This is a genomic window from Roseovarius mucosus (assembly GCF_002080415.1).
In the GTDB taxonomy this organism is placed as follows: domain Bacteria; phylum Pseudomonadota; class Alphaproteobacteria; order Rhodobacterales; family Rhodobacteraceae; genus Roseovarius; species Roseovarius mucosus_A.
The window spans coordinates 1,687,501-1,699,677 of record NZ_CP020474.1; the positions used below are offsets into that span (position 1 = coordinate 1,687,501).

Consider the following 12,177-nt stretch of genomic DNA (forward strand, 5'->3'; position numbering starts at 1 on the left):
TGCTGACCTTGCCGGTCTTCGTGCTTGAAATGGGGGGGCACATGATCCCCGCGCTGCATGATTTGATCATGGCGACGCTTGGCATGGCTCTGTCATGGTCGATTCAGTTCGGACTGACCACGCTGGTGTTGATATGGCCGGGGCGGCAATTCTACCGTCTGGGGGTTCCTGCGCTGCTCAAAGGCGCGCCGGATATGAACAGCCTCGTCGCTCTGGGCGCAACTGCGGCTTGGGCCTATTCCACCGTGGCGCTCTTTGCCCCTACCGTGTTGCCCGAGGGCACGCGCGCTGTCTATTTCGAAGCGGCGGCGGTGATTGTCACGTTGATCCTGACAGGCCGCTGGCTGGAGGCGCGGGCCAAGGGGCGCACGGGCGCAGCGATCCAGCGGCTGATCGGATTGCAGCCCAAGACAGCCCGTGTCGCGCGCAACGGCAAGGTCAACGATCTGCCCATCGAGGAGGTGGCGCTTGGCGATCTGATCCATCTGCGTCCCGGCGAGCGGGTGGCACTTGATGGCGAGGTGATCGAAGGCCAGTCTTACATCGACGAATCCATGATCACCGGCGAGGCGCTGCCCGTAGCCAAAGGGCCCGGTGACAGTATCGTCGGCGGCACGGTCAATGGTGCGGGCGCACTCAGCTTTCGTGCGACGGCGGTGGGGCAGGATACCGTGCTCGCGCGCATCGTGGCGATGGTCGAGACGGCGCAGGGGGCCAAGCTGCCGGTGCAGGCGCTGGCCGACCGGGTGGTGCGAATTTTTGTGCCGGTGGTGATTGCGATTGCGCTTTTGACGGTGGCGGTCTGGCTGCTGCTGGGTCCCGCCCCGGTTCTAACCCATGCGCTGGTGGCGGGGGTTTCGGTGCTGATCATCGCCTGCCCCTGCGCGATGGGGCTGGCCACGCCGACCTCGATCATGGTGGGAACCGGGCGCGCGGCAGACCTGGGCGTGCTCTTTCGCAAGGGCGAAGCGTTGCAGCGGCTGGATGAGGTGCGCGCCATCGCCTTTGACAAGACCGGCACGCTGACACGTGGCAAGCCCGAGGTGACGCGGGTTGCCGTGGTTGCGGGGCAAGAGGCGGACACCGTGCTGCGGCTGGCAGCGGCGGCTCAGGCGCGCTCTGAACATCCCATCGCCCGGGCGGTCGAGGCCGAAGCAGCGCGGCGCGAGCTGGAGGTGCCGGCGGCTGATGCTGTGCGCGCCATCGCTGGCCACGGGCTAAGCGCCGAGGTCGAAGGCGCCCGCGTGCTGATCGGCGCGGCGCGGCTGATGACGCGCGAGGGCATCGCGATCGATGCCTTGGCCAGTGAGGCCGCCTCTTTGGCCGACGCAGGGCAGACCGCTATTCACATCGCGGTTGACGGACATCTTGTGGCGGTGCTGGGCATTGCCGATCAGGTCAAACCGACCAGTGCTGCGGTGATCGCCGCCCTGCATGCCAAGGGGATCAGAACCGCGATGATCACAGGCGACAGTGCCGCCACCGCCCATGCCATCGCCCGCGACCTCTGCATCGACCATGTCGAGGCCGAAGTTCTGCCCGAAGGCAAGGTGGCAGCGGTGCGCGCCTTGCAAGCGCGATTTGGCACGCTCGCCTTTGTCGGGGACGGGATCAATGATGCGCCCGCGTTGGCGCAGGCTGATGTGGGGATCGCCGTGGGCACCGGCACGGATGTCGCCATCGAGGCGGCAGATGTGGTGCTGATGTCAGGCGACCTGACCGGCGTGGTCGAGGCGCAGGCTCTATCGCATCGCACGCTGCGCAACATCCGGCAAAACCTCTTTTGGGCCTTTGCCTATAACGCGGCACTCATCCCCGTGGCGGCGGGGGTTCTCTATCCGGTGAGCGGTGTCCTCTTGTCGCCCATGCTGGCGGCGGGGGCGATGGCGCTCTCGTCGGTTTTTGTGCTGTCCAACGCGCTGCGCCTTAAGCGTCTGCGCCCGGTGATGGGGGCTGCGGCATGAATATTTCGGATGTGGCCCGCGAAACCGGCCTGCCCCCTAAGACGATCCGGTATTATGAGGAAATCGGCCTCATCCGGCCTTTGCGCGATACCAATGGCTACCGCGTGTTTCGCCAAAGCGACAGTCACAAGCTGGCCTTTCTGGGCCGTGCCCGCGCGCTTGGGTTCTCCATTGAGGATTGCCGCAAGCTGATGGCGCTCTATGAGGATCAGGATCGCGCCAGCAGCGATGTCAAGCAACTGGCGCAAGAGCATCTGGCGCAGATCGACGAAAAAATCGCACAGTTGCAATCGATGCAGGCGACGCTGCGCCACTTGGTGCGGGAATGCGCCGGGGATGCGCGGCCCGATTGCCCCATATTGCGCGATCTGGCCGAAGGCTGAACAGGCGGGGGGCGCTGCCCCCCGAACCCCCCGCGGTATTTAAGGCCAGATGAAAACAAAGCTGTTTCTTTTTGGCTCAAATACTCAAAATCCGTCACTCCCCAAAGGCGAGACCCTCACGACGGGGATCGGCACCGCCTGCAAGCTCTGCGCCAATGGCGATGACATGCAGGCCCGAGGTAAGCGCCGTCTCACGTATCTCGAACCCCATCTCGGTAAGAGGTGGGACCAAGGCGCGCGCGCCCGGTTCAATGTCATAAGGGCCAAAACGGTTGACCAGATGCGGCAGGCTGACCGCCTCTTGCACATCAAGGCCCCAATCGACCCAGGCGATGATGGTTTTGGCAACATAGCCAATTATGCTGCTTCCCCCCGGGCTGCCCAGCACAAGGACCGGCACGCCGTCGCGGCGCAGGATTGTGGGCGCCATTGAGGAACGCGGGCGCTTGCCAGGGGCCAAGGCATTGGCGATAGGCAGGCCTGCGTCATGCGTGGCAAAAGAAAAATCGGTCAGCTCATTGTTGAGCAGAAAGCCCCCCACCATCAGCCGCGACCCGAACCCGTTTTCAATCGTCGTCGTCATCGACAGGGCGTTGCCATAGCCATCGACAATCGAGATATGCGAGGTCGAGGGCAGTTCCAGCGATTGATCATCCGCCCAGAGATAGGCGTGATCAAAGTCGGGGCGGCCCGGCGTCACCTCCGGCAAGGCATCATCGCCGCGCAACAGGTCAGAGCGCTGTTTGAGGTAGTCAGGTGACAAAAGGCCCTTGAGCGGCACGGCCACGAAATCATTATCCGCAAGGTAACGCCCCCGGTCGGCAAAGGCCAATCGGCTGGCATCCCCGATCAGGCGCCAAGCCTCGGGGCTTTGAGGCCCAAGAGATGAAAGATCGAAAGGTTCCAGCAGGCCAAGTATCTGCCCCACCGTGCTTGCCCCCGAAGACGGCGGGCCCATGCCACAGACCTCATAGCCGCGATAGGGCGTGCAAAGTGCGGGCCGTTCCTTGACCCGGTAGATGGCGAGGTCCAAGGGGCTGAGAACGCCCGGATTGCCACCCGACCGCTGCACCCGTTCCGCGATGTCGAGCGCCATCTCACCCGCGTAAAAGGCCGATACGCCCTTATCGGCAAGCAGACGCAGGGTATCGGCGTAATCCGAATTGCGCAGGATGTGCCCCGGCGCGAGCGGCGCGCCACCGGGCAGGAAATACTCGCGCGTGTCCTTGAATATCTTGAGACGGTCGGCATCCTCGGCAATAAGCCCGGCAAGGCGCGGGCTAACGGGAAAGCCGGTCTCGGCCAAGGCGATGGCCTCGGAAAACAGCCCCGCCCACGCCGTGCGGCCCCAGCGGGCATGCGCCTCTGCCAAAAGCGCCGGGGTGCCGGGCGTGCCAACCGAGCGCCCGCCCACCACCGCGTCAAAGAAGGCAAGGGGTTGCCCGTTGGCATCTTGAAAGAGTGTGGGGGTTGCCGCCAAAGGCGCTGTCTCGCGCCCGTCGAGCGTGGTGATCGCTCCGCTCGCGCCATCGTGCCAGACAAGAAAGGCTCCGCCGCCTAGCCCCGAGCTTTGCGGCTCCACCAGCCCTAGCACAAGCTGCGTGGCGATCATCGCATCCGCCGCTGTGCCGCCTTCGCGCAGCACCCTTGCGCCGGCGTCAACGGCAAGCGGATGGGCGGCGGCGATCATCCAGTTTTGTGCCTCAACCGGCTGGCCTGCGTCTTTGGCCGCCTGCGCCGACAGAAGGCGCGCGGGCACCTGCAATACCCCGGCCCCTGCCCCCTCTGGTGCGACAGTGTCGGCGGCCTGTTGTGCCAAAGCGGCACCCCCTGCGAAGATCGACAAGATCAGAACCAGACCGCGCATGAGCCCCCCCCCTAAAGCGGATCGGTGCGCCAGAGCGTCACCTTGAGCCCACCATGCGCCACCGGCGGCCCCGGTGGCAAGAAGGGCAGACCGGTAGTTTTGGCCAAGCCCCCATCGCTGGTGACAATCCCCACCCGCCAGCCGTGCATCTCGCGACGCAGCACCTCGCCCAAGCTGGCATAGAGACCGAAGAGCAACTTGCGATTGCCGATGCGCGCGCCATAAGGCGGGTTGACCATCACCAATCCCGGCGGCCCTTCGGGGCGGGTCAAGGCCGAAAGCGGTTGGCAAGCAAACTGCGTAGTGCCCGCCACGCCCGCCCGCTCCGCATTCTCAGTTGCCATCCGCACGGCACCTGCGTCACGGTCAAATCCCATGAATCGCAACTCTGTGGCGTGCGGCGCACTCGCCGACTTGAGCGCGGTCCAGACCGCAGGGTCAAAGGCCGCCATATCCTCAAACGCGAAGTGGCGCGCGCGGCCCGGCATCAGCCCCGCCGCGATCTCTGCCGCCTCAATGGGAAAAGTGCCAGAGCCACACATCGGATCAAGCACCGGCTCGCGCCCGTCATAGCCACATTGCCGCAGAAAGAGCGCTGCCAAGGTTTCGCGCAAGGGGGCCTTGCCCACCGCCTCTTTATACCCGCGCCGGTGCAACGGCTCGCCCGAGGTATCCAGGCTGAAAGTGACCAGATCATCCTCAATCCGTGCCATCAGGCGCAGCGGCGCATCCTCGGTGACGGCCACACCCAAGGTTTCGGTCAAGGCCTTGACGATACGCTCTGTCGCGGCCCCTGCATGATAGATCTTGGACTTGCGACAGGTGACTTCGACGCGCAGCGGCACATCCGGGCGCAAATGCGCGGCCCAATCGAATTTACGCGCCCGCTTGTCCAACTGTGCAAGATGCATCGCGCGGAACGCCCCAATCCGCGCCAGCACCCGCCCTGCCCCGCGCAGCACAAGATTGGCGCGCCAGACATCAGGCCAAAGCCCCCGAAAGCTGACCCCGCCGGGCAGGATCGTGACAGGGCCAAAGCCATGTTGCACCGCCTCTTCCGCGAGGGCAGTTTCATGCCCCGGAGCGGCGGCGAGAAAGATTTCAAAAGGCTCAGGCTGTGTCATCGCGCCGTCATAGGCCAGACTGGCCCCAAAGGCGAGCCGTCACAGCATCGAGGGGACGACCTGATCGGGCGGGCGGTGGCCATCGTCAAAAGTCTTGATATTGATGATCACCTTTTCGCCCATCTCTATCCGCCCTTCCACGGTGGCCGACCCCATATGCGGCAAGAGCACAACGTTTTTCAACTCGCGCAGGCGCGGGTTGATGTCCGCGCCATGTTCATAAACATCGAGACCGGCGCCTGCGATCTCTCCGGCGCGCAACATGCGGGTGAGGGCATTTTCGTCAATCACCTCGCCGCGCGAGGTGTTGACGATGACCGCCTCGGGTTTCATCAACTTGAGCCGCCGCGCGTTCATAAGATGGAAAGTCGAGGGCGTGTGCGGGCAATTGATGCTGAGCACATCCATACGCGCCACCATCTGATCCAGGCTTTCCCAATAGGTCGCCTGAAGGCTCTCTTCGATTTCGGGGCGCAGGCGGCGGCGGTTGTGGTAATGCACCTGCATGCCAAAGGCCGCCGCACGCCGCGCCACCGCCTGACCGATCCGGCCCATGCCAAGGATACCCAGCCTGCGCCCGGCGATCCGCCCCCCCAACAGGGCCGTGGGCGACCAACCGCCCCATTGCCCCGATTGCATCACCGCCAACCCTTCGGGCAGGCGGCGCGTCACGCTGAGGATCAAGGCCATGGTCATATCGGCGGTGTCATCAGCCGATACGCCCGGCGTGTTCGACACAAGAATGCCATGCTGGCGCGCGGTGCCCACGTCGATATGGTCCACCCCGGCCCCGTAATTGGCGATCAGTTTGAGCCGATCCCCGGCCTGCGCGATCAGGCTGGCGTCGATCCGGTCCGACAAGGTCGGAACCAGCACATCTGCCTCCTTGGCGGCGCGAGCCAGTTCCTCTCGCGTCATGGGCACGTCCGTCTCGCGCAGGCGAACATCGAAAAGTTCGCGCATCCGCGTCTCGACCGGCTCGGGCAGGCGTCGCGTAACAACAACACTCAGGCGTGCAGATGGCATGAAGCCCTCCTTGAAACTTTCCTTTCAGGCGCGTTGCTGCCAGAGTGGCGCAGGAAAGAGCGGGGCACAAGAACCCCCTTGCAGATTACGGGCAGAATTCGAATGACGGTGATGAAATCCGGGCTTGCCGCCCTTGTCATAATGATGGGACTGGGCCCCGTTGCGGCCATGGGCCAAGAGCGCGGGCCGGTCACGAACCTGCCGCTGCCGCGTTTTGTGTCGATGAAGGCCTCGGAGGGCAATGTACGCCGCGGCCCAAGCCTTACGCATCGTATCGACTGGATTTTCAAACGGCGCGACATGCCGCTCGAGATCACCGCAGAGCATGGCCATTGGCGCCGGGTGCGGGATCGCGACGGCGCGGGCGGATGGGTCCATTACACTCTTCTGTCCGGCGTGCGCACCGCCAGCGTCGAGGTTGAAATGCTGGACTTGCTGGCCAAGCCTGATGCGAAAGCCATGGTCGTGGCCCGGCTGGAGCAAGGCGTGATCGCGCGACTCGAGGAATGCCAGCCCGACTGGTGCGCGGTTTCCGCCGGCGGCTATGATGGCTGGGCCCCGAAATCGGCGCTCTGGGGCGTTATGGACGGCGAAACATTCGAGTAACCGCTCGCCGCGTCCTTTAATTTACTGAATTATATTATATACTTAACCATGTATTTGGATCGCACCACGTTTTTTTTGCCAAGCACCCTTGAACCGCACCATGCTCCAGAGTAATTAGCGCGTCACGTTGGGGTGTAGCCAAGTGGTAAGGCGTCGGTTTTTGGTACCGTGTACCGTAGGTTCGAATCCTACCACCCCAGCCAAGTTCTCCCGATCCTTGATCCGATGACGCGCGCGGGCTGTTCTCAGCGCGAAAGTGCCCCGATTTGTGCCCCCGCTGGCGGGTGGCTCGGGTGACGCCCCGGATTGCTCGGCGAAGGCCTCTCCCACGCGGGATGTCAGAGGTAGTCTGGATCGAGCCCATAGGCCCAATAGCCCCAGTCGTCGCTCTTGTTGTCCGCCTGTAAGCCGATCTCGAGAGGCTCGAGGGTAAAGCCAACGACCGCCCGCGAGGGGACGGCCTGAAAGGTACAGCGGAATACGCCTCGCACGGGTCGCGCCGGGGCGTGGCACTTTCAGCGAGAGGTGAGCAGACATATCTCTGATGCCTGATTTACCCGACTACTCACACTCCGGCATGTAACCCAGCACCGTCTCTGGCGCCGGGCGCGCGATCTCTGGCAGGTCCTGCAGAACCTCGTCGATCACCTCCGCCGTCAACGCCGCCACTTCGCAAGCGTAGGCTTGGCGCGTGCCCTCCGGGTTTTCCTCCAGCCATTCCCGAAAGTCTTGCTCTTCGAAATAGGCGATTGCGCCGATACCTGCGATAGGAACGGCAACGATTGCCCTCCTGAGCCGGGCCTTCGCCTTGGTCTTCGCGACGGCCTTCGCCAATTGCTGACGATGTGCAATCCCCGTTGCCACGGCCTTGGCGCTCATCGCCGCAACCGCAGACGTCATCTGCAGCGCCCAGATGCTCGCGGCAATCGCCGTGGACGCGAGCGCCGCACTGAGCCAAACTAGGAAAACCACGCTCCTGAATACACCGAAGATCCTCGACACGACTGGCCTCCACCGTTCTAAAACCCCGGCCCGCGCTTACCAACCGGGGCTTGTCTCTGGGCAGCTTACGCGCCACGACGCAATCCGCCAACCAGTGCCAGTACGGGTCACGATCCGGAGCGCGTTGCGCTTTGGCGGCGAGATCGTTCGCCCCCGCACGAGACAAACCACCGCCCTACTCCGCGACGGCTGCCCGCGTGTTGATGGCCTCGATGTCCGGGATCAAACACCTGGGTGATCCCGTTCTACGACCGCGCGGCTCTGTGGGCGACGAGAGACGTCCTATGCTCCGGGGCACCCGTCCGCCACATTGGGGGATGAACCATTTCCAGGTGGAGTGGAAAGCACGGGACGGGTCTTGCGTATTGGTGTCTCCAGTGACGCTTCTGGTCTCTACCCTGACATCGCAGCGCACGGGCCCGATGCGGCGCTCAGGTTGCGTCAACCGTCACCTCTGCGCGCGTGCCGCCCAAGGCTGCGAAGGCGCGTTGTCGACAGGTGAGCACGAGAATTTGCTGGTCACGGGCCGAACGATGGAGCGCGTCAAACATGGCTTCGATGCGGTCATCATCCGAATGGACAAGAGCATCGTCCAAGATCACAGGAACGGGGCGCCCTGAGGCCGCAAAGAGCCGGGCAAAGGCCAGTCGTGTCAGGATCGCCACCTGTTCGCGGGTGCCGCCCGAAAGGATTTCGAACGACTCGGCCTGACCTTTGCGGGTCAGGGTCGCGGGCAAAAGGCTGGTGTCGTCAATCGTTAGCAGTGCCCCCGGATAAAGGATGGCGAGCAGCGGCTGCAACTCACGCAGAACCGGGCCAAAATAGGCGTCTCGGGCGAGGGTTCGCGCCTCGTCCAACGCGCGCCGAAGGCGGGTCAGGGCGCGCACCTCGGCCTCATACCGGGCTGCGCGTGCCTCGGATTCGGCGCGAGCCCCGGCGAGAGTGGAGAGGCGTTCCTCAATCCCCTCCTCGGCGAGCGCGGTGATGGTGGCATTCAGGCTGGCAAGGTCTTCGCGGTTTTTGGCCAGATCACGTGCAGCCTGCTCGACCGCCCCCTTGGCGCGAGCCAGCCGCGCCTCGGTGGTGACAAGGTCCGGCGCTGTGGCGCGCAAACGGTCGCAGGCCTCTTGCGCCCCGAGGCAGATGTTCGCGAGCGTGGGTTGTCGGGCCTTGAGATCGGCGATTAGCGCAACAAGAGCCTCTGGGTCTCCGGCCTCGGACAGGGCAGAGTCAAACTGCCGCGCCGCATTGCTGCGATTGGCCTCGGCTGCGGCGCGGGCTTCACCTGCGATCACGGCCAGTTCATGCGCCGCTTTTGCGGCGGCGCGGGCGGTCGCCTCGTCGGTTTCGGCAGCGGTCAGCGCCTTGGTCAGGGCTGCAACATCCTCAGCTTCTGTCGGGGCATCGGCCACCTCGGCCTGCGCCCGCGCAAGGGCCGCGCGCAACGCCTCAACACCGTCGGGGGCCACTTCGGCGCAGAGGGCCAAACCCTGTTTCACCTCTGCCTCAAGCTGTTGGGCTTCAGCCCATTGCGTGCGGGCGGCGGCCAGCGTGTCAACCTGCGCCTCGGCCAAAAGACGCGCAAGCGCCTGATCTGCTTGCGCAACCTCGGCGGCGCTGTCTGTGCCGCGCGCAGAACCCGGATCAATGTGCAGCCTGCCAAACCCCGGCAAGGCAAGCTCAGTCGGCACTAAGATCGGCGTCGGGCCTGATCCAAGAGGTTGACCGTCATGCAGCGCTGGAGAGCCGTCAGGGTGAACCTCGATCGTCACGGCCTGTGCCTCGGCCCGCGCCCGCGCCAGATCAAGCGCGCTTTGGGCCTTGTCGGCGGCGTCGAGCAGTTTGGACGTGACGCGGATACGGGCGCGCGCCGCTTCGGTCTTGTTCAGCATCGCCCAAAGCTCGGTGGCGCGGTCAAGCCGGCGCTGGAGATCGTTTGCCTTGATCTGCGCCGCCTGCGCCGCTTGGGCGCGGGTGGCCTGATGCAGACGGTTGCGCAGATCACGCGCCTTGGTGCCTTGGTCCTCGGCATTCACCGCGGCGGCACTATCGCGTGCGGTCAGCTCAGTGGCGCGCGCGCGGGCCTTCTTTGCCGCTTCTTCGGCCTTGGCAACTGCGCTGCGGGCCTCCTCAAGGCGGGCGGCGCGGCTTTCGGCGGCCAGCACATCGCGCTGCAAATGCTCGGCATCCAGTGTGGCAAGGCGTAGGGCGGTTTCCGCCTGTGCAACCTCGGCCTGATGGGCCTGGGCCGCCTGATGCGCGGCTTCAGCCTCGGCCAAGGTTTGTGCGCGGGCCGCCGTATCCGCAGGATCGGTCAGTCGGGCAAGGTGACGCTGCACCTCCGCCCGGCGGATCAGGTCATCCGAGAGCCGCTCGGCGCGCGGGCGCAACTCGGCCTCTTCGGTGGCAAGCGTTGCGGCCTCTTCCACCGCGCGCGCCCATTCTCCCCCGGCTTTGGGGCGTCCGGTTGCGGTCGCCAATCTCGACAGCGCCTCGGTCACGCGGTCAATCACGCCATCCATCCGCCGCCCGCCGGTCATCATGTCAATCTCGCCCGCGACAGAAGACAAAAGATCGCGCCGCGCATTCAACCCGCGCTCGCGCTCGCGCTTGTCATCTGCGCTGCTGCCGTCGGGTTCCAACCCCATCAACCCTTGCCGCACCCAGAGCAGGCCGGACGGGCCTGCCAGACCTCCGCCCATCAGCCGGTCAATCCACGCCTCCGCCTCATCTGCCTGAGCGATCAGGCGGCCGTTGGTGTCGTGCACTTGCGCCTGCGGGCGGTTGAGCCACCGCTTTGCAATGCGAAACCGCCCCTCCGCAAGCTCCACCTCGGCCGCCACCTCGGGCGCGCCCCCGGCATGCGGTTGCAGCGCCTTGATGGCCGCATTCCGGCTGTTGTGGCGTTCAAAAAACAACGCATGCAGCGCGTCAAAAAAGGTCGATTTGCCAAATTCATTCGGTTGAGAGAGCACAGTGATGCCGTCGCCAATCTGGCCAAGGCGTGCGCGCTGACCCGCGAAACGGCGCACATTGGTCACCTCGATCACCCGGAGCTTCACGCCTGCACCTCCTGACTGAGCGCATAGAGACGCGCGAGTGCCGCAGACGCCGTATCGCGGTCGGATTGTGAAAGTGTGGCATCCCCTGCCTCGGCCAGCAACACTTCGGCAGCCTGACGCAGCGCTCCGGCGCGGTCGATCTGGTCAAGGTCTTCGGGCAGCGCCTCGACGCCCAAAGCAGAGAGGTCCGCCGCGAACCAGCCGAAATCCGGGGCACGAGCGGCCAGCGCGGCCTCGAGCGCGGCGCGGTCAGCCAAAGGCAGGCGTCCCGTCACAGTGAGCCGCACCAGATGATCGCGTGCACGGCTTTGTGGCAGGATATCAGCAAAGCGAGCGGTCAGATCCTCGCCCGGCAGCAGGTCGAGGGCCGGGCGACGCCAACGGAACTGCGCGGTTTCGACCGGCGTCACTTCAGCCGTCCCCCCGAGCGTCACAAGAAGCGCAGAACCCGGCGCATCGTGCTTGAACCCGTCTGGTTCGGGGGTGCCGGAATACCAGGTGGTTGGCGTCACCTGCATCCGCCCGTGCCAATCGCCAAGGGCGAGATAGTCAAGACCCGAGCGCGCGGCCCGGTCGGGCGGAATGATGCCCAGGGCCCCCTCTTCGCCCGAGAAATCGGTGATCGCCCCATGCCCAAGCCCGATACGGCGCGCCCCTTGGGGTGTGGGGGCCGACATCGCCTCGGTCAGATCGCGCCCCGGACGGCGTTGTGTACAAGGCGCAGGCAAGAGCCAATGGTCAGGGGCAAGGGCAACCGGCACCTCAGACGTGAGGACCATCAGATTGCCAGGTGGGTCTTGTGCAATCCGCCGCCAAAGTTCGGAGGCCGCAAGGCTGTCGTGGTTGCCGGGCAGCAGCACCCAAGTCAAATCGCGTTCCTCGCCCATCGCACTGAGGGCTTGCCGCAACGTGTCGGGGGCGGGCGTTTCGGCATCGAACGTATCGCCCGCAAGCAGCACCACCCCTGCCCCACCATCGCGCGCAGCCTTGGCCAGCCGGGATATCGCGCCATGCCGCGCCTCGCGCAAACGGTGCCGAATGCCCTCGGGATAGCCGCCATAAGCGCGCCCAAGATGCAGGTCCGAGGTATGAAGAAAGCGGAAGGGGGTCATAGAGGTCCTTGTTGCGCCCAAGCGCTCTGTT

General features: G+C 64.9%; 10 protein-coding genes and 1 tRNA gene (1 of these 11 only partly in view). 4 read left to right on the top strand and 7 right to left on the bottom strand.

Translation table 11 applies throughout. The features are described 5' to 3' along the window. Positions 1 to 1,964: the 3' portion of a heavy metal translocating P-type ATPase gene (locus ROSMUCSMR3_RS08185; RefSeq protein WP_198385608.1), read on the top strand. Its footprint begins 496 nt before the window's first position; 1,964 of the gene's 2,460 nt are visible here — the last part of the coding sequence; its start codon lies off the left edge, out of view; it ends in the stop codon at positions 1,962 to 1,964. Next, entirely contained in the window at positions 1,961 to 2,347 is a 387-nt protein-coding gene (gene cueR / locus ROSMUCSMR3_RS08190) for a Cu(I)-responsive transcriptional regulator (RefSeq protein WP_081507011.1), read from the top strand. The genes ROSMUCSMR3_RS08185 and cueR overlap by 4 nt, the downstream gene beginning before the upstream one ends. A gap of 94 nt (positions 2,348 to 2,441) precedes the next feature. Here the strand turns inward: cueR and ggt are convergent, their stop codons facing one another. From ggt to ROSMUCSMR3_RS08205, 3 genes are read right to left on the bottom strand one after another with little or no spacing between them, the layout of a single operon-like run. After that, entirely contained in the window at positions 2,442 to 4,214 is a 1,773-nt protein-coding gene (gene ggt, locus ROSMUCSMR3_RS08195) for a gamma-glutamyltransferase (protein ID WP_081507012.1), read from the bottom strand. 11 nt (positions 4,215 to 4,225) lie between these two features. After that, on the bottom strand, positions 4,226 to 5,338 hold the full coding sequence (locus tag ROSMUCSMR3_RS08200) for a THUMP domain-containing class I SAM-dependent RNA methyltransferase (protein ID WP_081507013.1): 1,113 nt from the start codon (positions 5,336 to 5,338) through the stop codon (positions 4,226 to 4,228). Between the two features lie 39 nt (positions 5,339 to 5,377). Next, the gene (locus ROSMUCSMR3_RS08205) at positions 5,378 to 6,364 is read right to left on the bottom strand and encodes a 2-hydroxyacid dehydrogenase (RefSeq protein WP_081507014.1); all 987 of its coding nucleotides are present in this window, start codon (positions 6,362 to 6,364) and stop codon (positions 5,378 to 5,380) included. Between the two features lie 102 nt (positions 6,365 to 6,466). On the opposite strand from ROSMUCSMR3_RS08205, the gene ROSMUCSMR3_RS08210 reads away from it, so the two are divergent. Continuing rightward, on the top strand, positions 6,467 to 6,970 hold the full coding sequence (locus tag ROSMUCSMR3_RS08210) for an SH3 domain-containing protein (protein WP_081507015.1): 504 nt from the start codon (positions 6,467 to 6,469) through the stop codon (positions 6,968 to 6,970). A gap of 128 nt (positions 6,971 to 7,098) precedes the next feature. Continuing rightward, a tRNA-Gln gene (locus ROSMUCSMR3_RS08215) sits at positions 7,099 to 7,173 on the top strand. A 135-nt stretch (positions 7,174 to 7,308) separates the two neighbouring features. Here ROSMUCSMR3_RS08215 and ROSMUCSMR3_RS21125 read toward each other — a convergent pair. From ROSMUCSMR3_RS21125 to ROSMUCSMR3_RS08230, 4 genes are all read right to left on the bottom strand, one after another. Then, positions 7,309 to 7,461: a hypothetical protein gene (locus ROSMUCSMR3_RS21125; protein ID WP_157667280.1), complete on the bottom strand. Its 153-nt coding sequence runs from the start codon at positions 7,459 to 7,461 to the stop codon at positions 7,309 to 7,311. Between the two features lie 70 nt (positions 7,462 to 7,531). Next, a complete protein-coding gene (locus tag ROSMUCSMR3_RS08220; protein ID WP_237183559.1) occupies positions 7,532 to 7,942 on the bottom strand; it encodes a hypothetical protein in 411 nt (136 codons plus the stop codon). A 461-nt stretch (positions 7,943 to 8,403) separates the two neighbouring features. Then, complete coding sequence (locus tag ROSMUCSMR3_RS08225; protein WP_081507017.1) at positions 8,404 to 11,034, bottom strand: AAA family ATPase; 2,631 nt, start codon at positions 11,032 to 11,034, stop codon at positions 8,404 to 8,406. Next, positions 11,031 to 12,146: a metallophosphoesterase family protein gene (locus tag ROSMUCSMR3_RS08230; RefSeq protein ID WP_081507018.1), complete on the bottom strand. Its 1,116-nt coding sequence runs from the start codon at positions 12,144 to 12,146 to the stop codon at positions 11,031 to 11,033. The genes ROSMUCSMR3_RS08225 and ROSMUCSMR3_RS08230 overlap by 4 nt, the downstream gene beginning before the upstream one ends. Positions 12,147 to 12,177 lie beyond the last annotated feature (31 nt).

Excerpts from the sequence above, each read along its gene's own strand:
- ROSMUCSMR3_RS08205 (WP_081507014.1), bottom strand. The coding sequence starts at position 6,364 with ATGCCATCTGCACGCCTGAGTGTTGTTGTTACGCGACGCCTGCCCGAG.
- ROSMUCSMR3_RS08210 (WP_081507015.1), top strand. The coding sequence starts at position 6,467 with ATGACGGTGATGAAATCCGGGCTTGCCGCCCTTGTCATAATGATGGGA.
- ggt (WP_081507012.1), bottom strand. The coding sequence starts at position 4,214 with ATGCGCGGTCTGGTTCTGATCTTGTCGATCTTCGCAGGGGGTGCCGCT.
- ROSMUCSMR3_RS08200 (WP_081507013.1), bottom strand. The coding sequence starts at position 5,338 with ATGACACAGCCTGAGCCTTTTGAAATCTTTCTCGCCGCCGCTCCGGGG.
- cueR (WP_081507011.1), top strand. The coding sequence starts at position 1,961 with ATGAATATTTCGGATGTGGCCCGCGAAACCGGCCTGCCCCCTAAGACG.
- ROSMUCSMR3_RS08230 (WP_081507018.1), bottom strand. The coding sequence starts at position 12,146 with ATGACCCCCTTCCGCTTTCTTCATACCTCGGACCTGCATCTTGGGCGC.